The following is a 22,886-nucleotide window of genomic DNA, read 5'->3' on the forward strand; positions in this document are numbered from 1 at the left end:
ACGCCGCACCTGCCTCACTCTGCTTCTTGGCCTCGGGCTTGACCTGGGGTGCTCTAGCCGATGGCTTGGGCTGATGCGTGACCCGGAACGCTCACGGCTGTTTCTTACCGCGTAGGTCGCCCCTGTCGCGATAGACCGGCGGTTGTCGCGTTGGGTCGGGCATGGCCGTGTCGGGGTGGAGGCAGCGGCGTTGGGGTGGGCGTCACCGCGTTGGGGCGGGTTTCGTCGCGTAGGGCGGGGCGATTTGACGAGTCGTGGATCGGCACCTAATCTTTCACTTCGCCCCGGGAGTGAGCCGGACGCCGGACAGGCGGACGGGCCCCAGGGCAAACCCCTTGAAGTAACGAGCCACTCGGCGAGGCCGCTTCGGCGTGTTCTCGCACGGGTTGTCCTGGAGTGTGTCGACATCACCGAAAATTCGGTTGATTCGACATGACCACAGTGACACGGTACGTTGCGGGGGTTGCCTCAGATCGGGGCAGACAATCTTGGAAGTCCGATTCGCTTCTCGTCAAGTCGCGAGAGTCGACACGAGGCGAGGCGAACTGATAAGATTGCGGTGAACGAGATAGCGCCTCACGGCGCGAGGCCCACCGAAAGTGGGTCTCAGCCGGGTGTACGCGTCCGTTTCTTGAGAACTCAACAGTGTGTTAAAAGCCAGTGCATGATGCATTACCCCGTCATGTTTCCATGACGTGGATTCCTTTTAGTTGGCATCAATGTTGTTGATGTCGGCTGGGATTGTTTTCCAGACATTGTTTGGAGAGTTTGATCCTGGCTCAGGACGAACGCTGGCGGCGTGCTTAACACATGCAAGTCGAGCGGAAAGGCCCCTTCGGGGGTACTCGAGCGGCGAACGGGTGAGTAACACGTGAGCAACCTGCCCCTGACTCTGGGATAAGCCTGGGAAACTGGGTCTAATACCGGATATGACCTCTGGCCGCATGGTCTGGTGGTGGAAAGTTTTTTCGGTTGGGGATGGGCTCGCGGCCTATCAGCTTGTTGGTGGGGTAGTGGCCTACCAAGGCGACGACGGGTAGCCGGCCTGAGAGGGCGACCGGCCACACTGGGACTGAGACACGGCCCAGACTCCTACGGGAGGCAGCAGTGGGGAATATTGCGCAATGGGCGGAAGCCTGACGCAGCGACGCCGCGTGGGGGATGACGGCCTTCGGGTTGTAAACCTCTTTCAGCAGGGACGAAGTTGACGTGTACCTGCAGAAGAAGCGCCGGCTGAACTACGTGCCAGCAGCCGCGGTAATACGTAGGGCGCAAGCGTTGTCCGGAATTATTGGGCGTAAAGAGCTCGTAGGTGGCTGGTCGCGTCTGCCGTGAAAGCCCGCAGCTTAACTGCGGGTCTGCGGTGGATACGGGCCGGCTAGAGGTAGGTAGGGGCAAGTGGAATTCCTGGTGTAGCGGTGAAATGCGCAGATATCAGGAGGAACACCGGTGGCGAAGGCGGCTTGCTGGGCCTTACCTGACGCTGAGGAGCGAAAGCGTGGGGAGCGAACAGGATTAGATACCCTGGTAGTCCACGCTGTAAACGTTGGGCGCTAGGTGTGGGGGTCTTCCACGATCTCCGTGCCGGAGCTAACGCATTAAGCGTCCCGCCTGGGGAGTACGGCCGCAAGGCTAAAACTCAAAGGAATTGACGGGGGCCCGCACAAGCGGCGGAGCATGTTGCTTAATTCGACGCAACGCGAAGAACCTTACCAAGGTTTGACATCACCCGGACCGCCTCAGAGATGGGGTTTCCCTTTTGGGCTGGGTGACAGGTGGTGCATGGCTGTCGTCAGCTCGTGTCGTGAGATGTTGGGTTAAGTCCCGCAACGAGCGCAACCCTTGCTCCATGTTGCCAGCAACCTCTTCGGAGGGTTGGGGACTCATGGGGGACTGCCGGGGTCAACTCGGAGGAAGGTGGGGATGACGTCAAGTCATCATGCCCCTTATGTCTTGGGCTGCAAACATGCTACAATGGCCGGTACAGAGGGCTGCGATACCGTGAGGTGGAGCGAATCCCTAAAAGCCGGTCTCAGTTCGGATTGGGGTCTGCAACTCGACCCCATGAAGTCGGAGTCGCTAGTAATCGCAGATCAGCAATGCTGCGGTGAATACGTTCCCGGGCCTTGTACACACCGCCCGTCACGTCACGAAAGTCGGCAACACCCGAAGCCCGTGGCCCAACCCTTGTGGGGGGAGCGGTCGAAGGTGGGGCTGGCGATTGGGACGAAGTCGTAACAAGGTAGCCGTACCGGAAGGTGCGGCTGGATCACCTCCTTTCTAAGGAGCATCTTCACTCTTCACCGGCGAGTGTCTGGTGGGGTGGTGACAGCTCACGAGTGGAGCACTGGTTATTCAGGTTTGCCGGGTTGCCGGCGTGCTAGTACCGCCCAGCGGTCTCTCTTGTGGGGATGGTTGGGAGTGGGAACGGGCGTGCGGGGGCTTGGTGAGCTTGGGCACACTGTTGGGTCCTGAGGAAACGGGCGACCGGTTCCTTGGAGACAGGGCCAGCGAACACTGCACGGGTTTGTGTGGTGGGGTCTGGAGTCGCTGTTTGTTGTTTGAGATTTGCATAGTGGACGCGAGCATCTTTGTGGCCAAGTTTTTTAGGGCACACGGTGGATGCCTTGGCATCAGGAGCCGATGAAGGACGTGGGAGGCTGCGATAAGCCTCGGGGAGTCGCCAACCAGACGTTGATCCGGGGATGTCCGAATGGGGAAACCTAGCACCAGTCATGTGGTGTTGCCTCCGCCTGAATGTATAGGGCGGTTGGTGGTAACGCGGGGAAGTGAAACATCTCAGTACCCGTAGGAAGAGAAAACAATAGTGATTCCGTGAGTAGTGGTGAGCGAAAGCGGATGAGGCTAAACCGGGCGTGTGTGATAGCCGGCAGGCGTTGCATGTTCGGGGTTGTGGGACCTTCCGGTGGCTTCTGCCGGAGCCACGAGCAGTGATAAATCCGTCTGATAGCTGAAGCCTCTGGGAAGGGGCGCCGTAGACCGTGAGAGCCGGGTAGGCGAAATTGGATGGACTGTTGGAGGGGATCCCAAGTAGCACGGGGCTCGAGGAATCCTGTGTGAATCTGCCAGGACCACCTGGTAAGCCTAAATACTCCCTGGTGACCGATAGTGCACGAGTACCGTGAGGGAAAGGTGAAAAGTGCCCCGGTGAGGGGTTGTGAAAGAGTACCTGAAACCGTGTGCCTACAAGCCGTAGGAGCTTAGCTGGGCTTGCTCAGCTGTGATGTGACTGCGTGCCTTTTGAAGAATGAGCCTGCGAGTTATGGTGTGTGGCGAGGTTAACCCGTGTGGGGGAGCCGTAGCGAAAGCGAGTCTGAAGAGGGCGTTTGAGTCGCATGCTGTAGACCCGAAGCGGGGTGATCTACGCATGGGCAGGTTGAAGCTCAGGTAAGACTGGGTGGAGGACCGAACCCACCAGGGTTGAAAACCTGGGGGATGATCTGTGTGTAGGGGTGAAAGGCCAATCAAACTCCGTGATAGCTGGTTCTCCCCGAAATGCATTTAGGTGCAGCGTTGCGTGTTTCTTGCCGGAGGTAGAGCACTGGATGGCCGATGGGCCCGACAAGGTTACTGACGTCAGCCAAACTCCGAATGCCGGTAAGTGAGAGCGTGGCAGTGAGACTGCGGGCGATAAGGTTCGTAGTCGAGAGGGAAACAGCCCAGATCACCGACTAAGGCCCCTAAGCGTGTGCTAAGTGGGAAAGGATGTGGAGTCGCAGAGACAACCAGGAGGTTGGCTTAGAAGCAGCCATCCTTGAAAGAGTGCGTAATAGCTCACTGGTCAAGTGATTCTGCGCCGACAATGTAGCGGGGCTCAAGCACACCGCCGAAGTCGTGGCACTGACAGGACACTGAGCCTGTTGGTGGGTAGGGGAGCGTCGTGCAGCCGGTGAAGCAGCAGAGTGATCTAGTTGTGGAGGCTGTGCGAGTGAGAATGCAGGCATGAGTAGCGAATCGAGGGTGAGAAACCCTCGCGCCGGATGACCAAGGGTTCCTGGGCCAGGTTAATCCGCCCAGGGTAAGTCGGGACCTAAGGCGAGGCCGACAGGCGTAGTCGATGGACAACGGGTTGATATTCCCGTACCCGCTTCAACGCGCCCATACTGAACCCCTTGATACTAAGAGTCCTTAAGTCCCTCGGTCCTTCGGGATTGGGGTGAGGCTGAACGCTCGGCCTGATTGGGTAGTAGGTAAACGATGGGGTGACGCAGGAAGGTAGTCCAGCCCAGGCGATGGTTGTCCTGGGGTAAGCATGTAGGGAGCGCGGTAGGCAAATCCGCCGCGTGTGATCCTGAGATGTGATGCCGAGCCGATTGTGGTGAAGTGGATGATCCTATGCTGCCGAGAAAAGCCTCTAGTGAGTGTTGTGGCGGCCCGTACCCTAAACCGACTCAGGTGGTCAGGTAGAGAATACTAAGGCGATCGGGTGAACTGTGGTTAAGGAACTCGGCAAATTGCCCCCGTAACTTCGGGAGAAGGGGGACCTCTGCTGGTGAACATCCTTGCGGTGGGAGCTGGTGGGGGTCGCAGTGGCCAGGGGGAAGCGACTGTTTACTAAAAACACAGGTCCGTGCGAAGTCGTAAGACGATGTATACGGACTGACGCCTGCCCGGTGCCGGAACGTTAAGGGGACCGCTTAGCTCAGTCTTCGGATTGGGCGAAGGTGAGAACTTAAGCGCCGGTAAACGGCGGTGGTAACTATAACCATCCTAAGGTAGCGAAATTCCTTGTCGGGTAAGTTCCGACCTGCACGAATGGCGTAACGACTTCCCCGCTGTCTCAACCGCAGACCCGGCGAAATTGCACTACGAGTAAAGATGCTCGTTACGCGCAGCAGGACGGAAAGACCCCGGGACCTTCACTACAGCTTGACATTGGCGTTTGGAGCGTCTTGTGTAGGATAGGTGGGAGACTGGGAAGCTCGGACGCTAGTTCGGGTGGAGTCGTTGGTGAAATACCACTCTGGTCGTTTTGAACGTCTAACTCTGGTCCGTGATCCGGATCGGGGACAGTGTCTGGTGGGTAGTTTAACTGGGGCGGTTGCCTCCTAAAGGGTAACGGAGGCGCCCAAAGGTTCCCTCAGCCTGGTTGGCAATCAGGTGTTGAGTGTAAGTGCACAAGGGAGCTTGACTGTGAGACTGACGGGTCGAGCAGGAGCGAAAGCTGGGACTAGTGATCCGGCATCGGCGTGTGGAAGCGGTGTCGCTCAACGGCTAAAAGGTACCCCGGGGATAACAGGCTGATCTTCCCCAAGAGTCCATATCGACGGGATGGTTTGGCACCTCGATGTCGGCTCGTCGCATCCTGGGGCTGGAGTAGGTCCCAAGGGTTGGGCTGTTCGCCCATTAAAGCGGTACGCGAGCTGGGTTTAGAACGTCGCGAGACAGTTCGGTCCCTATCCGCTGCGCGCGTAGGAGACTTGAAAGGGGCTGTCCCTAGTACGAGAGGACCGGGACGGACGAACCTCTGGTGTGCCAGTTGTACCGCCAGGTGCACGGCTGGTTGGCTACGTTCGGAAGGGATAACCGCTGAAGGCATCTAAGCGGGAAGCTCGCCTTGAGATGAGGTCTCCCACCCACGTTGTGGGGTAAGGCTCCCGGGTGATGACCGGGTTGATAGGCCGGAGGTGGAAGCGCGGTAACGTGTGGAGCTGACCGGTACTAATAGGCCGAGGACTTGACCACAAAGCAGACTCTTTTGGGTCGTGTGCTCGCGTTCACTAGGCAATTCTGAGACAGCAAATGGTGTGCTGTTTCGTGGGGTTACGGCGGTTATGGCGGGAAGGAAACACCCGGTTACATTCCGAACCCGGAAGTTAAGCTTCTCAGCGCCGATGGTACTGCACTCGGGAGGGTGTGGGAGAGTAGGTCACCGCCGGACAATCTTTCAATTGAGGGGTTCTGACACTTGTTTTGGGTGTTGGGGCCCCTCTTTTGTATGCCCGGGCTTTTCGCATGCCCGGGCTTTTTTGTGTGTGCTGGCCTTCATGCCTCCGCCCCGCCCTCGTGGGCGGTTGCGTGCGCGTGTGGCTGGGTGGTTTCTCAGTGACGTGTTCGCCCAGCGCTGCCGCGGTCCGGCCTCATCTGCTGCTGGTTGCCGGCTCTGCTTTCGGGGCTTTTTCACGCGTCTAGGGTGCTGTTTGTTTGTGTGGGCGGGGTCGGGAAGCCCGCTGTTGCCGGCCCTGCTCGGTCGGGACTTCCGCTGCTGCCGGCCTGCTCGGAGGTCTTACCGCGTGACGCGAAGTGTCTTGTGCGTGTGCGGTTGGGCTGGAGGTTCCGCTTTCGCCGGCGCTGCTCAGGGTGTGCTGGGAAAGGGTGGCCTGTTCGGGGTGGTGCAGGTCGGTGCCGGGGGTTAGGCGAGGGAATCGCTTTTCGGGGTTTTAGGGCTGTTGGTGGTCGGCTCGGCTGGTGCTTCGGGCTCTGTGCGGTCTGGGCCGGGGGTTTTGCTCACCGGGTGTGTTGGGTGTTCCCGACGTTCGTTCCGGGCGGGTGGTCTGTTCTGCGTGCAGGAGCTCGGCGACCGGGTCGTGGCCTTGGAGCCGTTTTCGCGGCCGGGCGTAGGGCCGTGGCGGTCGCTTTCGCTGGTCGTTCGGAGCTGCATGAGGCTGCTCCGGGGCTTGTCTCGCACGGGCCTACCCCGTAGCCGGATCGGTGGAGTGTCGGTTTTCGCGGGTCTACGGCGGGCTCGTTACCGAGGACAGTGGGAGCTCGCCAACAGAAACCGGCTGCTATCCGAGAGGCGCCTTCTGTCACCGCGCGTGAAAGGCCGCGAGCGCATCGTCAAGCCGGTTGCGGCGCGGATATCTGTAGCTGCTCCTCCGTGGGTTGGCACCACACCCGGAATTGCTCCTCTACAGCTCCGCACCGGTCGGTTGGAAAGCTCGGCGCGTCGCTGTTCGCCGCCTCGGAAGTGTCTCTGATAGCCCTCGTCATGCGGGCGGAAGGTGTGGTGTCGGCGTGCAACGAGGCTGTTGGCCGGGGCTTACCGCTCAGGCCGTGGTTTCCGTGACGGTTCGGAGGGGGCGGAGGACGAAGACGCCCAGCCGAGGTAGTCGCGGCCGTACTCCAGGTGCGACCGGCGGGATCGGGTGAGGAAGTCGCGCAGGGCGGGGACGTCCGGGTGGTCGGGGTTGGCGCGGAGCCAGTCGCTGATCGCCCACCATTGGGGGGCCATGTAGCGGTCCCAGCTGTCGGGGTCGGCCAGCACCATTTCCACGAGTTCGAAGCCGGCTTCCTCCGCGCGGTCGGCCGTGCCGATCAATGAGGTGAAGTCGTCCTCTCCGATCTGGAGAGCGGCGAGGGCCTCGGGCGGCGGAGGCGACTGCCAGTAGCACTCGCCGACCAGTACCAGGCCGCCGGGGCGCAGCCAGCGGCGCATCAGCGACAGCGTGCCCTTCAGGCCGCCGCCGATCCAGGTGGCGCCGATGCAGGACACGACGTCGTACGACTCAGGAGCGTCGGTGTACGTGCTCGCGTCGGCCTCCACGAACTCGACGCGATGCGCGACGGCCAGCTCTTCCGCGCGTTTCCTGGCGGCGTCCAGAAACACTTCGCTGACGTCGACGCCCACGCCCTCGATGGCGTATTCGTGCGCCCAGCGGGAAAGGAGTTCGCCCTTTCCGCAGGCCAGGTCGAGGATGCGCGTGCCCGGCGTGAAACCGCAGATCTCGCCCAGGAGGTTGAGCTTGTCGTCCGTCAGGGGGTTCAGAATGCGGTGACGTGACTCGGCGATTTCGTGGAAGCGAAGAGACATGGCAGGCAGTCTCTCGGCCTGGGCGTCCGGGGTCCACTCAATATCGGTTTGCGGCGGGCTCGTGGACGTTCCACGGCTTGCTAGGCTGGGAGCACACCGGGCCACCCCAGGGGTGGCCTTCGTCGCGTAAGGCCCGCAGGCGGGCGGCGACCAGCCTGGTGGACCGTCGTTGTGAGTCCGCTGGGTGAGTCAACGAAATGGACCAGAAGTGAACAGAGATAACGGATCGGACGGCGGACAGCGCGGGCGCGGCGACTACGGGGACAGGCGCTCCGGCGGAGGGGGCAGAAGCGGCGGGTACGGATCCCGCGGGCGTGATTCTGGCGGCGACCGTCCGTTCCGTTCAGACGACAGGTCGCGCTACGGCAACCGGGGAGATAGAGGGCCGCGGCGCGACGACTATCGAGACGACCGTCGTTCCTATAGGGATCGCGACGATCGCGGCCAGCGCCGTGACGGCGGCTACGGTGACCGCCGCGAGGGCGGATACCGCGGCGATCGGGGCGATCGGGGTCCTCGGCGCGAGTGGGACGACCGCCGTCCCTACCGGGATCGCGACGATCGCGGGCCGCGTCGCGACAGCGGCTACGGTGACCGGCGCGAGGGTGGTTACTCGTCGCGTCGCGACGGCGGTTACCGCGATCGGGATGATCGGGGGTCGCGGCGGGAGTATGGGTCGCGGGATGATCGTCCGCGTCGCGATGGTGGGTTCCGGGATGACCGGGGTCCGCGCCGTGAGGGCGGGTTCCGCGACGATCGCGGTCCTCGTCGTGAGGGTGGTTACTCGTCGCGTCGCGAGGGCGGCTATCGCGATCGGGATGATCGGGGGTCGCGGCGGGAGTATGGGTCGCGGGATGATCGTCCGCGTCGCGATGGTGGGTTCCGGGATGACCGGGGTCCGCGCCGTGAAGGTGGGTTCCGCGACGATCGCGGTTCGCGCCGTGACGGCGGGTTCCGGGACGACCGTGGCTCGCGTCGTGAGGGCGGGTTCCGCGACGATCGCGGTCCTCGTCGTGAGGGCGGCTACTCCTCGCGTCGTGACGGCGGTTACCGGGACGAGCGCGGTCCCCGCCGTGACTGGGACGAGCGCCGTCCCTACCGTGATCGGGACGACAGAAGGCCGGCTCGCGAGGGCGGCCCGCGTGACAGGGGGCGCGGCGAGTCCCGTCCGTTCTCCCGTGACGGCCGCCGCGACGACAGGCCCGCAGGCACCCGCGCCCGCTACGGCAGGAGCGACCGCGACGCCGCCGCCGAGGCGCCGCAGCGGGAGAAGCTGCCCGAGGTGGCGCCCGACATCACCATCGACGAGCTCGACAAGGAGGTGCTGGAGGAGCTGCGTTCGCTCCCCGGCGACCTCGCCGACCTCGTCGGACGGCACCTCGTCGCGGCCGAGCGGGCGCTGGAGGAGGACGACCCCGACCGGGCGCACGAGCACACCAAGGTGGCGCGCAGGTTCGCGGCGCGCATCGGCGTCGTACGCGAGGCCGCCGGCATCGTCGCCTACCGCGCCGGGCACTACTCCGAGGCGCTGAGCGACCTGCGCGCGGCCAGGAGGATGACGGGCTCGGAGGCGTACCTGCCGATCATGGCCGACTGCGAGCGCGGTCTCGGCCGTCCCGAGCGGGCCATCGACCTCATCCGTTCGCCTGAGGCAGAGCGTCTCGACCGGGCCGGACGCATCGAGCTGACCATCGTCGAGTCCGGCGCCCGCCGCGACCTCGGCCAGCACGACGCGGCTGTGATCACGTTGCAGCGCCTGCCGGAGCTGCGCGACCCGAAGCCGCGGCCGTGGTCGGCGCGGCTCGCCTTCGCGTACGCGGACGCGCTGGCCGAAGCCGGGCACCACGAGGCGGCGACCGACTGGTTCGGCCGCGCGATGGCGTTCGACGAGGACGGCGAGACGGACGCGGCCGAGCGGTACGCCGAGCTGACCGGAGCCGTCATCGAGGACGTCGAGGAGGACCTCGACTACGAGGACGACTTCGACGACGCCGGTGTCGCGCCCGAGGCGGATGATGAGCCGGACGACGAGGAGGCGCTCGCCGAGGCGGGTGACCTGCTGAGCGATCGGGACGACGTACCGGGGGATGCCGGGGACGAAGCTCCCGAAGCGGTCGAGCCGGCCGAGGAGCCCGCCGACGGATCCTCGGAGAAGGCGGAGTCCGAGAAGGCTGAGGTCGAGTCCAGTACTGATGCCCGGGCTCAGGCCGAGGAGGCTCCCGGCATCACGCCGGCATTCATCGAACCGCAGTTCGAGGACGTACAGAATGGGCCGGACGAGCCCGGCGACGACAAGAAGCCTGGCAAGTCGGACGGCTGACGGCGCGGCCGTTTGACCTGACGCGGCGGGCACGCGGAATGCGCGTGCCCGCCGCTTGTTCGTTTCCTCGTTCCGCAGCCGGATGCCGGTACGCGGGTCACCGGGGCGCGCGCTGCGTCATCGGGGGGAGACGCGGTCGAGCCAGTGCAGGATGCCCGCGACGTTGGACTGGGCGCCGCTGAGCAGCTCCAACTGCTCGGCTCGCTCGTCGTCGGGCGCCGGCTCGGTGTAGCGCGCCTTCGTACGGTCCCTGACCATGGCGACGGCGTGATCGAGGTCCATGCCCTCGGCGTGGGCCTGCCGGGTCAGATCCACCCATACCCGGAGCTCTTCGGCGGACCGTTCAAGCGTCTCCTTGACCGCGTCGACCGGGCCGTAGTGGCTGAAGAGCAGTCGTTGCGGGTCGAGGGCCCCGAACAGCGCGATCGAGTTGAGCGCGGTCTGCAGGTCGAAGTCCGGCGGCGGGGTGGCGGGGCGCAGATCGCCCGTTTCGGGCAGGTAGACGCCGGCGGCGTCGCCGACGTACAGGTCGCCGGTGGCGGAGTCGACCAGGCCCACGTGGTGCTTGGCGTGGCCGGGGGAGTAGTGGCTGCTCAGCGTGCGGCCGTTGCCGAGGTCGATGGCGCCGGTGTCGCCGAGGGCGACGATGCGTTCGGCCTCGGTCGGGGAGAGCTCGCCGAAGAGCGTGTCGAGCTTGTCGCCCCACACCATGCGGGCGCTGGCCATCAGGCGTGACGGATCGGCGAGGTGGCGCGCGCCTTTCTCGTGTACGACGATCTGCGCGGACGGGAAGAACCTGGCGATGTCCCCCACTCCGCCGGCGTGGTCGAGGTGAATGTGGGTCACCACGACCGTGGCGAGCTCGTCGGGGCCCACGCCGAGCGAGGCGATCGCGTCGCGCACCACGGGGGCGGAGGTCGATGTCCCTGTCTCCACCAGGCATGGGCGGTCGCTGAGGATCAGGTAGCCGGCCGTGATGCCGGAGTATCCGGCCATCTTGGTGTCGATCTCATAGACGTCGCCGCCCAGTGCTTTGATGTTGTCCACAGGCACTCCCGATCGTCCGCCGCTGTCCCCAGAACGGCATTCGAGCCGATCCGGCGTCCTCCTCATCGTAGAGAGTGATCTCCACCAGAGCACCGATGGGAGGACGACCGTGGACCGAAACGAAGTCTTGCTGGTGGGGAGACTGTCCGCGCCCGCCGAGGAGCACCCCTTGCCGAGCGGCGACACCGCGACGAAATGGCGCATCATCGTCCGCCGCCGTCGCCACCGCCGGGGTGCCGCCCTGACCGACAGCATTCCTTGCGTCACGTTCGACCCGGAGACGGCCGCCGTGGTGCGCGCTCTCAAGCCTCGCGAGTACATGGAGGTGACGGGGGCGTTCCGCTGCCGCGTCTTCGGGCCGGCGGCGGCCAAGATCTGGCGGTACGAGGTGGAGGTGAGCAGCGTCAAGCCGTACGAGGTGTCACTTGTGGCCCCGGATGTCGGGGCCCCGGATGATGTGGGCTCGGCGGGGCAGGTGGCGGCTTTGGTGCCGAGACAGGTGCAGTACTTGGCGCCTACGGGGTGAGGGCGGCTTGGCGGGGCTGGTGGACGGTCACGGCGTGGGCCGTTCGTGCTCGCCGTGGGCGGCACGCAGATTCCGAGACTGGAGGGACCGACGGCTGGGGCCGGGCAGTCCGGGTGCCGGCCGTCGGCGGTCGCCAGGGTGTTGGCGAGGTGACGCCGCGCCGCAAGCCAAGTGCGAGGGCCATGAGTGCGAAGACCGGCCACGGGGACCACACTCCTCATGCCTTTCCCTTACCTGCGCTTGCAGGCGCCATGGCTCGCCGATCGAGGCGATACCGGTAGGGCGGGCGGTGATGTGGGCCCGCGTGTCTTCCTGCCCACAGCCGGGAGTAGGCACCACTTTCCGTCTGTTCGTCTCGTGGCGATGGCAGAGGACGACAGGAGTGCGTAGCCGGAGAAGGAAGAAGGGGCCTGCCGGTAGGAACGAGCGGCGAAGCCCCTTCTGCCGTGCCTTATCGCTTTGTCCTGTTGTTTGTCCCGTCCGGGGCTCTGCCGTCGCACCGGCCGTCAAGGCTCGGAAAGCAGGGTCGGCCGGAGGGCTCCGGATGCTCGTTCTGGGCGCCGATGCCGGGCTGGAACCCAACCTTTGGCGGGCGAAGGTCAGGACCTTATGGCTCCCATGAGGCCCTGACCCCCTTACAGCGGCCCCTCGTCTCCTCCCCAGGTCATGCTTCGCTTGAGCAGCTCGTCGAGTTTGCAGTCCAGCAGGTACACGCCGATGCGGAGATCGTCGAGCTGCTGTTGCAGCTGGGCCTGGCCGGAGGTGAAGTACTCCCGTGCCTGCCAGCGGAGCCCTGTGATCTCCACGTTGAGGGCCTCCAGGTCGTCGGCCAGCCCCTCGGGGTACTGAGCGACGACGGGAGCGCCGGCGGCGACCGGTGTCGCCGGCTCGTCCTCATCGGAGGACGAGCCGGACTCGAGCGCCTGGAGGCGCTGCTTGAGGTTGGTGATCTCTTCTTCGAGGTCCATCCGACCTACCTCAGTAGCAATAGTGCTGTGGCCAGGCCTTATGCCGAGCCAAATGAACTGCGGCCTATGGTGACAGGACTTGGACGTGAGCGTGCGCACGGTTCAAAGCCGTGGTGTGATTTCTTCTCCCGGCCGGGCAGTCCGGGCCGGGTGGAAAAGGCGGGATGAATCATGGCCTGATCTCACTTGCCGGTAGAAGAATTTCTCCCGGCGGCCGAGATTCGATCCGGTGTATGCACGTGGACGGTCCGTAACTCAGCTCACCCGTGCTCGTGATGGTCTGCCCTCCGATGTGTTCCGGTTCCGTTCCTGAGGTCCGTCGGGTCCACCGCGGCATGCTCCTGGCTCTCCACTGTGGTGTGCTGTCGGTTCTCCACTGTGGTGTGCTGCCGGCTCTCCACCGCGGCGTGCTTGTGGCTCTCCACTGTGGTGTGCTTGTGGCTCGGGTTGCGCAGTGAGCGTGTGCTTGTGTTCCTGGTCATCGCACGCGCGGGTTCGGTCTTCAGGGTCTGGCCCGGCTCCGATCCGGCGGGGGCCGGAGCGCGGCTCTGTGGCTGTCAGGCATTCTGCGGTGGCTCTTCGGGCCAGAAGGCTCAGCAACCATTCGGGTGGCGGGTGAGGCGGTCCTGAACGATTCTGGGGACGTTGCGCAAGCCGCCCTGTCCGTACGGGGGTTCGGGCATCCCGCCTGCTGCCGGTGGGACCGGCCCGCGGTCAGTCGATGGCGAAGGTGCGGAGGACGAGGCCGGTGCGGGGTTTGGGGCCGAAGGAGGTGGACTTGCGGGGGACGCGTTCGCCGGCCGCGGCGACGGCCAGGACGTCTTCGACGGCGAGCGGCTTCAGCAGGACGGCGGTGCCGCCGATGCGGGCGGCCAGGCCGGCGGCGGCCTGCGCGTCGTGGTGGACGATGCGTACGGCCTGGTCGCTGTCCTGCATGCCCCACACCACGGGGAGGATGAACTCCGAGAGGATGGAGGTGTTGAGCGCGTTCCAGCGGTCGGAATGGTCGGCCTGGCATGGCACGGGCCAGCTGTACGGGGTCGGGGCCGGTGAGCAGGTGGGCGGTGTGCCCGTCGGCCAGCAGGAACGCGGGCTCGGGGGCGTCCTGGAGCGCGGCGAGGCCGGCGGCGAGGTCGGCGTAGTCCTGGACCCGCCAGGCGCCCTTGGCCTTGGCGACGGCTTCGGAGAGCGGCAGGCCGGGGATGACGCGGTGGATGGCCTTGAGGTCGGGCGGGTACGCGGCCGAGTCCACGAGCAGGGCCAGGCCGAAGTCCCAGGGGCCGGAGGCGGGCGCGGCGCGGGTGGCGCGTTCCTGCCGCTGCAGGACGCGGTAGGTCGCGTACCGGTGGTGGCCGTCCGCGATGAGGGCCTGGCGAGGGTGGAGGTCGGCGTTGACGGCGGCGATCTCGGACTCGTCGGTGATGGCCCAGAGGCGGTGGGTGAGGCCGTCCTCGGTGTGCGCCGTGACCAGGGGGTCACGGGTGGTGGCCACCCCGTCGACCAGCCGGGTGGCGGCGCCGCCGTCGCCGTCGTACAGGAGGAAGATCGGCTCCAGGTTGGCCTGGGTGGTGCTCATGAGGGCCAGGCGGTCGGCGATCGGGCCGGGCATGACGTCCTCGTGCGGCAGGATGACGCGCCGGCCGGGGTCGGCGAGCGCGACGTCGCCGATGAGGCCGCGCTGCAGGACGCCGGGGCCGCTCTGCTCGTAGACGTAAAGGGCGGGCACCTCGTCGGGGACCAGGACGCCGGAGTCGAGCCAGGCCCGCAACGTCTCCCTGGCCTCGGCGTACCGGCCGGGTGACGGCTGTTCCGCGGCGAGGCTCGTGGTGCCAGAGGAATCACCCGAAGGCGTACAGGGAAGGATGAGACGGACGACGTTGTTCGGGTGAGCGTCAAGGAGGACCTCGACGTCGGCGTCGGAGATGAGGTCGTACGGCGGGGAGGTCACCTTGGCGGGATCTTCGACAGCGAAACGCACGCCGCGGAAGGGCCGTAGCACCAGTCCATCTGGTATCGGCAGTTCAGGAGTCCCCATACCGGGCATGCTGCCATAAATGCCCGTTCCTTCCGAAAACCGGCCCATGGTTGCAGTCGTGCCCGCACCGCGGCAGGCGTGGCGGGGTCACCCGTACAGCGATGAAGGAGTTCTCACCCATGGCTCACGAGGGAAACGTCCATGACCAGAATTCGGGAGCTCCCAGAGGTGGTGTTTACGACTGGTACCAGCGCGGGGTCAAGCTGCTGAACGACGGCAGCCCGGCCGCCGCCGCGGCACTGCTGGAACGGGCCGCCGCCGCGCAGCCGGACTCGCGCAGCATTCTGGAGGCGCTGGCACGGGCCCAGTTCAACTCCCGCCACTATGCCGAGGCCGCCGAGAGTTTCCGGCAGATCGTGGACGCCAACCCGACCGAGGACTACGCGTATTTCGGACTGGGATTGTCATTGTGGCGTACCGGGGATGTGGAAGGAGCTCAGGAACCGCTGGCCATCGCGGTGGCCATGCGTCCCGACGATCGTAATTACGTGTCGGCGTTGCGGAGTGTGCGCGCGACGTTGAAGGCGCGCAAAGAGATGTGATCCGTTCGTCCGCCGTCGGCGTCTCGCCGCGAGCGTTCTGTCCCCCGCGAGTGGCTCCGAGGGCGGTCGGTCTTCCCGAGGGTGGTCGGCCTCCCCGCGAGCGGGTACGAGGGCGGCGCTAGAGTCGCACGCGGCGTGACAGGCGAACGGGAAGAGGCACTGTGCTGATCGACGCTTTCGACACCCTGCTGCTCGACCTCGACGGCGTGGTCTACCTGGGCAGGCAGGCGATCCCCGGCGCCCCCGAGTCGCTGGAGGAGGCCAGGCGGCGCGGGGCCCGGCTCGCGTACGTCACCAACAACGCCTCCCGCACCCCCGCCGCGATCGCCGCCCACCTGCGCGGGCTGGGCGCGCCCGCCACCGCCGACGACGTCGTCACCTCCGCCCAGGCCGCCGCCCGCGTGGTCGCCGAGCGGGTGCCGCCGGGGTCGAAGGTGCTGGTGGTCGGCGGTTCCGGGTTGCGGCTCGCGGTACGTGATCGCGGGCTCAGGCCCGTCTCGACGGCCGCCGAGTCGCCTGTGGCGGTGGTGCAGGGGTTCGCGTACGAGCTGTCGTACGGACTGCTCGCAGAAGGGGCGCTGGCGGTGCGGCAGGGGGCGCTGTTCGTGGCCTCCAACGGCGACAGCACGATGCCGAGCCCGCGTGGCGAGCTGCCCGGCAACGGCTCCCTGGTGCGCGTGATCGCCACGGCCACCGGCGTCGAGCCGATCTACGCGGGCAAGCCCGAGCCGCCGCTGCACCGGGAGTCGATGATCAGGACGAACGCGCGCCGCCCGCTGGTCGTGGGCGACCGGCTCGACACCGACATCGAGGGGGCCACGAACGCGGGGGTCGAGAGCCTGCTCGTGCTCACCGGGGTCACGACGCCGGCCGACGTGCTGACGGCCGAGCCGCGCCACCGTCCCACGTACGTGGGCGAGGACCTGCGGACGCTGCTCCAGCCCTGCCCCGAGGTGCGCGACGGCGCCTGCGGGGGATGGCGGGCCCGGTGGCAGGACGGCGCGCTGCGGCTCGAGGGCGAGGGCAGCAGGATCGACGGGCTGAGGGCCGCCTGCGACGTCGCCTGGGCGGTCGCGGGGGAGGGGCGCCTGGAGGAGGACGCCGTGAAGCCCGCACTCGACCGCCTCAGCTGACCACGATGGGGGCCGTTTCCGCAGGTTCGCGCGGCGCGTGAAAAGGGTCTTCCGCGTGAAGGGTGCGCGCGGCGCTCGGCGGGGCTTTCGCCGGCTGGCGGGGGACGTTCACAGCAGGCGGCGCAGCCGCAGCAGGTCGCCGAAGCTCGCGTCCACCTTCACCCGGCCGCCGAGCAGCGCCCGCGCCAGGTCGAGCTCCCCGTTGACCAGCGCCACCAGGTCGTCGCTGACGATCGTCAGCTTGACGTCCGTGGGCCTGCCGTCGCCCGGCGGCGTCTCGACGAACGGATCGAGCCCCTCGTAGTGCAGCCGCCCGTAGAACGTGACGTCGAGGTCGGACACCCGGCAGCTGACTGTGCGCTCGACCACGTGCTTGGCACGGTCGGCCTCGTCGATCTCGTCGAACTGGGTGACGAGCTTGGCCAGTGCCGCCCGGCACTCCTCGACGCTTGCCATGATGCGTATCCTTTCATCCCTTTGCGGACGGTAGCGTTCCACATCAGTAGCACCCTCGTATGGGCTTCAACGTCTGACACGCCTGCCAAGGTCCCGGCCGCTCGCGGGAGGCGTTACGGTCGAGTCATGAGTGAGCTGCCGGAGCAGAGCGGCGACGCGCGCGTCGACGCCATCGTGGCGGGTCTGGCCAGGCTGGGCGAGCTGCCCGTGAGCGAGCACGTCGCCGTCTTCGAAGAGGCGTTCTCCGGGCTGGAGAGCGCGCTCGCCGCCGTTGACGAGCAGGACGCGGGCAGGCCCGCGGTCCCCGTGCCGCCCGCCGTGGGACGCCCGTGAGCCGCAGGATCCGCCTCGACAGCGAGCTGGTCCGCCGCGGCATGGCCAGGTCGCGTGAGCAGGCCGTCCAGCTGATCGAGGCAGGGCGGGTGAGCGTCGGAGGCCAGCGGGCGCGCAAGCCCGCCACCCAGGTCGACACCGCCGCCGCCATCGTCGTCGCGGAGTCGGACGACGGCCCCGACTACGTTTCGCGCGGAGCGCACAAGCTGCTCGGCGCGCTCGACACGTTCACCTCGCTGAAGGTGGAGGGGCGGCGCTGCCTGGACGCGGGCGCCTCCACCGGCGGGTTCACCGACGTGCTGCTGCGGCGCGGCGCCGCCCACGTGGTGGCGGTCGACGTCGGCTACGGCCAGCTCGCCTGGTCGCTGCGCAGCGACGAGCGGGTGACGGTCATGGAGCGGGTGAACGTCCGCGACCTCACCCCCGAGATGGTCGGCGAGCCTCCCACGCTGGTGGTGGGCGACCTGTCGTTCATCTCGCTGCGGCTGGTGCTGCCCGCGCTCGCCGCGGTCGCCGCCCCCGTGGCCGACTTCGTGCTGCTGGTGAAGCCGCAGTTCGAGGTGGGCAAGGAGCGCGTCGGTGCGGGCGGCGTCGTACGCGACCCCGAGCTGCGCGCCGAGTCGGTGCGCGGCGCCGCCGCCAAGGCGAAGGAGCTGGGGCTGAGCGTGCGCGGCGTGACCTACAGCCCGCTGCCCGGCCCGTCGGGCAACGTCGAATACCTGCTGTGGCTCGGCAAGGGGGAGGGCGAGCCGGAGGTCGCCGACCTCGACGCCGAGATCCGGCGTGCCGTCGCGGAAGGGCCGCAATGAACCGCACCGTGCTGGTCGCCGTCCACACCGGGCGCGAGGCCGCCGTCGACAGCGCCCGCCTGGTCATCGAGCGGCTGATCGATGCCGGCATCACCGTCAAGGTGCTCGACACCGAGGCCGACGAGCTGGGCTGCCACGGCATCGAGGCGGTGCACGGCGACCCGGGCGCCGCCAAGGACGCCGAGGTGATGATCGTGCTGGGCGGCGACGGGTCGCTGCTGCGCGCCGCCGAGCTGGCCAAGCCGGCCGGCACGCCGCTGCTCGGCGTCAACCTCGGCCACGTCGGGTTCCTGGCCGAGGCCGAGGTGGCCGACCTGGCCTCCGCCGTCGACGCCGTCGTGGCCGGCCGCTACGACGTCGAGGAGCGGATGACGATCGACGTGATCGCCCGGCAGAACGGCCGGCTGATCGCCGACACCTGGGCGCTCAACGAGGTCACCGTCGAAAAGCAGGAGCGCATGCTGGAGGTGGTCGCCGAGATCGACGGCCGTCCCCTGTCGCGGTGGGGCTGCGACGGCGTGATCTGCGCCACCCCGACGGGCTCGACCGCCTACGCGTTCTCCGCCGGAGGGCCGGTCGTCTGGCCCGAGGTCGAGGCGCTGCTCATGGTGCCCATCAGCGCCCACGCGCTGTTCGCCAAGCCGCTGGTCGTCTCGCCGCGCTCCACGCTGGCCGTGGAGATCCTGCCCGACACCCCGGGCGGCGTCATGTGGTGTGACGGACGCCGCAAGTTCGAGGTGCCGTCGGGCACCCGCGTCGAGGTGCGCAGGGGCGCCGAGCCCGTACGGCTGGCCCGCCTGCACGGGGTGGAGAGCACCGGCGCGCCCTTCACCGATCGGCTGGTCGCCAAGTTCGAGCTGCCGGTCCAGGGGTGGCGCGGAAGGGCTCGACCCTGAGTGAATGGAGTGCGGAGCGCGTAGGATCGCGTGGTCAGCACGATCGACCGCGACAGCGGCGTCAGACACGGCAGTGAACGGGAGTGGGCAGTGCGACCCAGGGTCGAGGAGGTCCGCATCCAGGGGCTCGGCGTCATCGACGAGGCCGTGCTCGAGCTTTCGCCTGGCTTCAACGTGGTCACCGGCGAGACCGGCGCGGGCAAGACGATGGTCGTGACCGGGCTCGGGCTGCTGTTCGGCGGCCGGGCGGACCCGGCGCGGGTGCGGCCTGGAGCCGACCGCGCGACTGTCGAAGGCACGTTGATCATCGAGCCGGGCGGGCGCGTCGCGCAGCAGGTGGAGGACATCGGCGGCCAGGTCGAGGACGGCGAGCTGATCATTTCGCGTACGGTCTCGGCCGAGGGCAGGTCCAGGGCCTGGCTGGGTGGCCGCACGGTGCCGGTGGGCACGCTGACGTACCTGGCCGACGACCTGGTGGCGGTGCACGGGCAGATGGACCAGCAGCGGCTGCTGCAGCCGGCCAGGCAGCGCGCCGCGCTCGACCGCTACGCCGGCGACGAGCTGGTCAAGCCGATGCGCGAGTACGCGCAGACGTACAAGCGGCACAAGCAGGTGGCCGCGCAGCTTGAGGAGCTGACGACCAAGGCGCGCGAGCGGGCGCAGGAGGCCGACCTGCTGCGCTTCGGGCTGGAAGAGATCGAGAAGGTCGATCCGAAGCCGGGCGAGGACGAGGAGCTGCGCGAGGAGGAGGAGCGGCTCTCCCACGCCGACGCGCTGCGCAGCGCCGCGACGACCGCGCACACCGCGCTGCTCGGCGACCCGATGGAGGCGGCGAGCGGCCCGCGCGACGTGATCGGGCTGCTGGGTGAGGCGCGGGCGGCCGTGGAGGCCGTACGCGACTTCGACCCCAGGCTCGCCGGGGTGGCCGACCGGCTGGCCGAGGCCGGATACCTCATCTCCGACGTGGCCACCGACCTCGCGGCCTACGCCGAGTCGGTCGAGGCGGACCCGGCCCGGCTGGCGGCGGTGCAGGAGCGGCGTTCCGTCCTGTCCGGCTTGATCAGGAAGTACGGCGAGGACAGCGCGGCGGTGCTGGCCTGGGCGCAGCAGGCCGCCGCCCGCCTGGCCGAGCTGGAGGGCGACGACGAGCGCATCGACGAGCTGACCCGCGAGTACGACGAGCTGACCGAGCGGCTCACCGAGCTGGCCGACCGGCTCACCGAGGTGCGCAAGGCGGCCGCCGAGCGGTTCGGCAAGGCGGTCACGGAAGAGCTGACCGCGCTCGCCATGCCGCACGCCAGGGTCGTGGTCGAGGTGACGCAGAGCGCGGAGTTCGGCCCCGAGGGCCGCGACGAGGTGGAGCTGCGCATGGCCGCGCACCCGGCCGCGCCGCCGCTGCCGCTCACCAAGGGAGCGTCGGGCGGCGAGCTGAGCCGCGTCATGCTGGCCATCGAAGTGGTGTTCGCGGGCGCCGACCCGGTGCCGACGTTCGTCTTCGACGAGGTCGACGCGGGGGTCGGCGGCAAGGCGGCGGTCGAGATCGGCCGCAGGCTCGCCCGGCTGGCCCGCACCGCGCAGGTCATCGTGGTGACGCACCTGCCGCAGGTCGCCGCGTTCGCCGACCAGCATCTGGTGGTGGAGAAGTCGAGCGACGGCAGCATCGTGCGCAGCGGCGTGGTGACCCTCGACCACGAGGGCCGCGTACGCGAGCTGTCCCGCATGCTCGCGGGCATGGAAGACTCGGAGCTGGGCAGAGCTCACGCGGAGGAGTTGCTCGGCCTGGCCGCGGCGGACAGGTGATGCTGGGTGACATAGCGGACACGCCGCGTCATGCGTGGCCTCCGTGGTGTTTCCCTCTGGCAGGATGGTCTTGATGAAGGTTCCGGGAAGCAAGAGGCCGGGCCTCCGCGGCAGGAAGGTCGGGGACCTTCCCGGTATAACGGCAGTGGCGAGGATCGACCGGCGCACCAAGAGGCTGACGAAACGCCTCCAGCCCGGCGAGATTGCGATCATCGACCATGTCGACGTCGACCGGGTCAGCGCGGAGGCGCTTGTCGCGTGCGGTGCTTCCGCCGTGGTCAACGTCGCGAGCGGCATCAGCGGCCGCTATCCCAACCTGGGTCCGCAGATCCTGCTCGAGGCCGGTGTGCCGTTCATCGACAACGCCAGCCCCGAGCTGTTCGAGCGGGTCAAGGACGGCGACGTCGTACGCGTCTGCGACGGCGTCGTCTATCTGGACGACGACGTGATCGGCAAGGGCGTCGAGCAGACGCTCGAGACCGTCGAGGCGGCCATGGCCGAGGCCCGCGCCGGGCTGGCCGTGCAGATCGAGGCGTTCGCCGTCAACACCATGGAGTACGTGCGCGGCGAGGGCAAGCTGCTCATCGACGGCGTCGGGGTGCCCGAGATCCGCACGTCCATGGAGGGCCGCCACGTCCTCATCGTGGTGCGCGGCTACCACTACAAGGAGGACATCGCCACCCTCCGCCCGTACATCCGCGAATACCGTCCCGTCCTCGTCGGCGTCGACGGCGGCGCGGATGCGCTGCTGGAGGCGGGCTACATGCCCGACGTGATCGTCGGCGACTTCGACTCGGTCTCGACCAAGGCGCTGACCTGCGGCGCGGAGCTGGTCGTGCACGCCTACCGCGACGGCCGGGCCCCCGGCCTTGAGCGCGTGCACCAGCTCGGCAGGGAAGCGGTGATCTTCCCCGCCACCGGCACCAGCGAGGACATCGCCATGCTGCTGGCCGACGACAAGGGCGCCGAGCTGATCGTCGCCGTCGGCACCCACGGCACGCTGGAGGAGTTCCTCGACAAGGGCCGCTCGGGCATGGCCAGCACGTTCCTCACCCGCCTTATCATCGGTAGCAAGCTCATCGACGCCAAGGGCGTCAGCCGGCTCTACCGCAGCCGCATCACCACATCACAACTGCTCCTGCTGGTGATCACCGCGTTGATCACCATGGGGGTCGCGCTCTTCATGTCGCCACTCGGCCAGACCTGGCTGAACGGCCTGCAAGACGTCTGGAACGCGTTCATCTTCTGGCTGGTCGGACTCTTCTCGTGATCGATTTCCGCTATCACCTCGTCTCCATCGTCGCGATCTTCCTGGCGCTCGCGGTGGGCATCGTGCTGGGCACGACGCTGCTGCAGGAGCCCGCGGTCAAGTCCGCCCAGGAGCTCACCGCGCAGCTCACCAAGACGAAGGAGGAGCTGCGCGCCCAGATCGACACGCTCCAGGGCCGCGAGGCCGGCAACGACGCCTTCATCACCGCCGTGACGCCCGAGCTGGTCGCCGGCGACCTGACCGGCCAGCGCGTGCTGCTGATCGAGACGCCGGGCTCCAGCACCGCCTGGCGCGAGGCCGCCCAGCAGGTGCTCGGCCAGGCCGGGGCGGAGATCTCCGGCCGCATCACGTTCACCGAGAAGTTCCTCGACCCCAAGGGCACCGGCGTGCTCGACGGCCTGGTCAACCAGCTCAAGCCGGTCAACATGGTCTTCCCCGCCACCGCCACCGCCTGGGACAGAGCCGCCGCGCTGCTGGCCGCCGCGCTGGTCACCAACGACCCCGCCCAGGCCGGCACGGCCAACACCGCCACCGCCGACGTCGTCGGCGCGTTCGAGGCGGGCGGGCTGCTCACCGTCGACGGCGACCCGGGCAAGCGGGCCACGCTCGCCGTCATGTTCGCGCCCGAGCGGCCGTACGAGGGGGAGAGCGCCGAGACGCAGGCGGGCGCGCTGGTCTCCGTCGCCAACGGCTTCGACGGCGCGGGCAAGGGCGCGGTGCTGGCCGGCACCGTCGCCGCCACGGTCACGCCGGGCGACGTCATCACGGCCCTGCGGGACGAGAGCGAGATCTCCAAGCGGGTGAGCGGCGTCGACACGGCCGACATGCCGCTCGGGCGGGTCGCGATCGTCTACTCTCTGCAGGAACAGCTGTCCGGGCGGGCCGGCCAGTACGGCAACGGCAAGGGGGCCTCTGGCCCCATCCCAGCCGAGGCGGCGGCCCCCACCCCATCCCCCACCACCGAATCAGGGAGCTGA

16 protein-coding genes, 3 rRNA genes and 1 pseudogene are annotated in these 22,886 nt (G+C 67.5%); 13 read left to right on the plus strand and 7 right to left on the minus strand.

Features of this window, described 5'->3' with window-relative positions:
- The first annotated feature begins 756 nt into the window (after positions 1-756).
- The 3 genes from WBK31_RS08300 (at position 757) to rrf (ending at position 5,902) form a co-directional block, all read left to right on the plus strand.
- Positions 757-2,280 (plus strand): 16S ribosomal RNA (locus WBK31_RS08300).
- A 315-nt stretch (positions 2,281-2,595) separates the two neighbouring features.
- Positions 2,596-5,706: ribosomal RNA gene (locus tag WBK31_RS08305) — 23S ribosomal RNA — on the plus strand.
- 79 nt (positions 5,707-5,785) lie between these two features.
- A 5S ribosomal RNA gene (gene rrf / locus WBK31_RS08310) occupies positions 5,786-5,902 on the plus strand.
- Together the 16S, 23S and 5S rRNA genes form the textbook arrangement of a ribosomal RNA operon.
- 1,101 nt (positions 5,903-7,003) lie before the next feature.
- Here rrf and WBK31_RS08315 read toward each other — a convergent pair.
- Together WBK31_RS08315 and WBK31_RS08320 are read right to left on the minus strand one after the other, a co-directional pair.
- Entirely contained in the window at positions 7,004-7,774 is a 771-nt protein-coding gene (locus WBK31_RS08315; protein ID WP_406674573.1) for a methyltransferase domain-containing protein, read from the minus strand.
- A 343-nt stretch (positions 7,775-8,117) separates the two neighbouring features.
- Complete coding sequence (locus tag WBK31_RS08320) at positions 8,118-9,152, minus strand: hypothetical protein (RefSeq protein WP_378790119.1); 1,035 nt, start codon at positions 9,150-9,152, stop codon at positions 8,118-8,120.
- On the opposite strand from WBK31_RS08320, the gene WBK31_RS08325 reads away from it, so the two are divergent.
- Complete coding sequence (locus tag WBK31_RS08325) at positions 9,057-10,094, plus strand: hypothetical protein (RefSeq protein WP_364065911.1); 1,038 nt, start codon at positions 9,057-9,059, stop codon at positions 10,092-10,094. The genes WBK31_RS08320 and WBK31_RS08325 overlap by 96 nt on opposite strands.
- Positions 10,095-10,211: 117 nt before the next feature.
- Here WBK31_RS08325 and WBK31_RS08330 read toward each other — a convergent pair whose 3' ends face one another.
- Positions 10,212-11,141 carry an MBL fold metallo-hydrolase gene (locus WBK31_RS08330; RefSeq protein WP_364065908.1) on the minus strand — a complete coding sequence of 310 codons (930 nt, stop codon included), beginning with the start codon at positions 11,139-11,141 and terminating at the stop codon, positions 10,212-10,214.
- 109 nt (positions 11,142-11,250) lie between these two features.
- Between WBK31_RS08330 and WBK31_RS08335 the strand changes: the two genes are divergently transcribed.
- Positions 11,251-11,667, plus strand: coding sequence for a single-stranded DNA-binding protein (locus WBK31_RS08335; protein WP_364065905.1), 417 nt, complete (start codon positions 11,251-11,253; stop codon positions 11,665-11,667).
- Positions 11,668-12,302: 635 nt separating this feature from the next.
- On the opposite strand, the gene WBK31_RS08340 is transcribed toward WBK31_RS08335, so the two are convergent.
- The 3 genes and pseudogenes from WBK31_RS08340 to WBK31_RS08350 all read right to left on the minus strand — a co-directional run.
- Positions 12,303-12,635 carry a hypothetical protein gene (locus WBK31_RS08340; protein WP_364065903.1) on the minus strand — a complete coding sequence of 111 codons (333 nt, stop codon included), beginning with the start codon at positions 12,633-12,635 and terminating at the stop codon, positions 12,303-12,305.
- A 714-nt stretch (positions 12,636-13,349) separates the two neighbouring features.
- A complete protein-coding gene (locus WBK31_RS08345; RefSeq protein WP_378790293.1) occupies positions 13,350-13,571 on the minus strand; it encodes a hypothetical protein in 222 nt (73 codons plus the stop codon).
- Between the two features lie 163 nt (positions 13,572-13,734).
- Positions 13,735-14,718 (minus strand): annotated as a pseudogene (locus WBK31_RS08350) (DUF1015 domain-containing protein); the annotation flags it as partial.
- A gap of 71 nt (positions 14,719-14,789) precedes the next feature.
- On the opposite strand from WBK31_RS08350, the gene WBK31_RS08355 reads away from it, so the two are divergent.
- Positions 14,790-15,212, plus strand: coding sequence for a tetratricopeptide repeat protein (locus WBK31_RS08355; RefSeq protein ID WP_406674574.1), 423 nt, complete (start codon positions 14,790-14,792; stop codon positions 15,210-15,212).
- Between the two features lie 161 nt (positions 15,213-15,373).
- Positions 15,374-16,345 carry an HAD-IIA family hydrolase gene (locus tag WBK31_RS08360; RefSeq protein ID WP_364065894.1) on the plus strand — a complete coding sequence of 324 codons (972 nt, stop codon included), beginning with the start codon at positions 15,374-15,376 and terminating at the stop codon, positions 16,343-16,345.
- 108 nt (positions 16,346-16,453) lie between these two features.
- Here the strand turns inward: WBK31_RS08360 and WBK31_RS08365 are convergent, their stop codons facing one another.
- Positions 16,454-16,801, minus strand: coding sequence for an SCP2 sterol-binding domain-containing protein (locus WBK31_RS08365; protein WP_364065891.1), 348 nt, complete (start codon positions 16,799-16,801; stop codon positions 16,454-16,456).
- A gap of 126 nt (positions 16,802-16,927) precedes the next feature.
- Here WBK31_RS08365 and WBK31_RS08370 point away from each other — a divergent pair, with 126 nt between their 5' ends.
- From WBK31_RS08370 to WBK31_RS08395, 6 genes are all read left to right on the plus strand, one after another.
- Complete coding sequence (locus WBK31_RS08370) at positions 16,928-17,134, plus strand: hypothetical protein (RefSeq protein WP_364065888.1); 207 nt, start codon at positions 16,928-16,930, stop codon at positions 17,132-17,134.
- Positions 17,131-17,943 carry a TlyA family RNA methyltransferase gene (locus WBK31_RS08375; protein ID WP_378790118.1) on the plus strand — a complete coding sequence of 271 codons (813 nt, stop codon included), beginning with the start codon at positions 17,131-17,133 and terminating at the stop codon, positions 17,941-17,943. Before WBK31_RS08370 ends, WBK31_RS08375 begins: the two co-directional genes overlap by 4 nt.
- Positions 17,940-18,839 carry an NAD kinase gene (locus WBK31_RS08380; protein WP_364065882.1) on the plus strand — a complete coding sequence of 300 codons (900 nt, stop codon included), beginning with the start codon at positions 17,940-17,942 and terminating at the stop codon, positions 18,837-18,839. Before WBK31_RS08375 ends, WBK31_RS08380 begins: the two co-directional genes overlap by 4 nt.
- Before the next feature lie 90 nt (positions 18,840-18,929).
- Positions 18,930-20,639 carry a DNA repair protein RecN gene (gene recN / locus WBK31_RS08385; protein WP_364065879.1) on the plus strand — a complete coding sequence of 570 codons (1,710 nt, stop codon included), beginning with the start codon at positions 18,930-18,932 and terminating at the stop codon, positions 20,637-20,639.
- A gap of 73 nt (positions 20,640-20,712) precedes the next feature.
- Positions 20,713-21,909, plus strand: coding sequence for a putative cytokinetic ring protein SteA (gene steA / locus WBK31_RS08390; RefSeq protein WP_364065876.1), 1,197 nt, complete (start codon positions 20,713-20,715; stop codon positions 21,907-21,909).
- Positions 21,906-22,886 (plus strand): copper transporter, encoded by a 981-nt coding sequence (locus WBK31_RS08395; RefSeq protein ID WP_364065873.1) that lies wholly within the window; start codon positions 21,906-21,908, stop codon positions 22,884-22,886. The genes steA and WBK31_RS08395 overlap by 4 nt, the downstream gene beginning before the upstream one ends.

Source organism: Nonomuraea sp. N2-4H, assembly GCF_045291505.1.
In the GTDB taxonomy this organism is placed as follows: domain Bacteria; phylum Actinomycetota; class Actinomycetes; order Streptosporangiales; family Streptosporangiaceae; genus Nonomuraea; species Nonomuraea fastidiosa.

Excerpts from the sequence above, each read along its gene's own strand:
- WBK31_RS08315 (WP_406674573.1), bottom strand. The coding sequence starts at position 7,774 with ATGTCTCTTCGCTTCCACGAAATCGCCGAGTCACGTCACCGCATTCTG.
- WBK31_RS08340 (WP_364065903.1), bottom strand. The coding sequence starts at position 12,635 with ATGGACCTCGAAGAAGAGATCACCAACCTCAAGCAGCGCCTCCAGGCG.
- WBK31_RS08345 (WP_378790293.1), bottom strand. The coding sequence starts at position 13,571 with ATGCAGGACAGCGACCAGGCCGTACGCATCGTCCACCACGACGCGCAG.
- WBK31_RS08355 (WP_406674574.1), top strand. The coding sequence starts at position 14,790 with ATGGCTCACGAGGGAAACGTCCATGACCAGAATTCGGGAGCTCCCAGA.
- WBK31_RS08365 (WP_364065891.1), bottom strand. The coding sequence starts at position 16,801 with ATGGCAAGCGTCGAGGAGTGCCGGGCGGCACTGGCCAAGCTCGTCACC.
- WBK31_RS08370 (WP_364065888.1), top strand. The coding sequence starts at position 16,928 with ATGAGTGAGCTGCCGGAGCAGAGCGGCGACGCGCGCGTCGACGCCATC.
- WBK31_RS08380 (WP_364065882.1), top strand. The coding sequence starts at position 17,940 with ATGAACCGCACCGTGCTGGTCGCCGTCCACACCGGGCGCGAGGCCGCC.
- steA (WP_364065876.1), top strand. The coding sequence starts at position 20,713 with ATGAAGGTTCCGGGAAGCAAGAGGCCGGGCCTCCGCGGCAGGAAGGTC.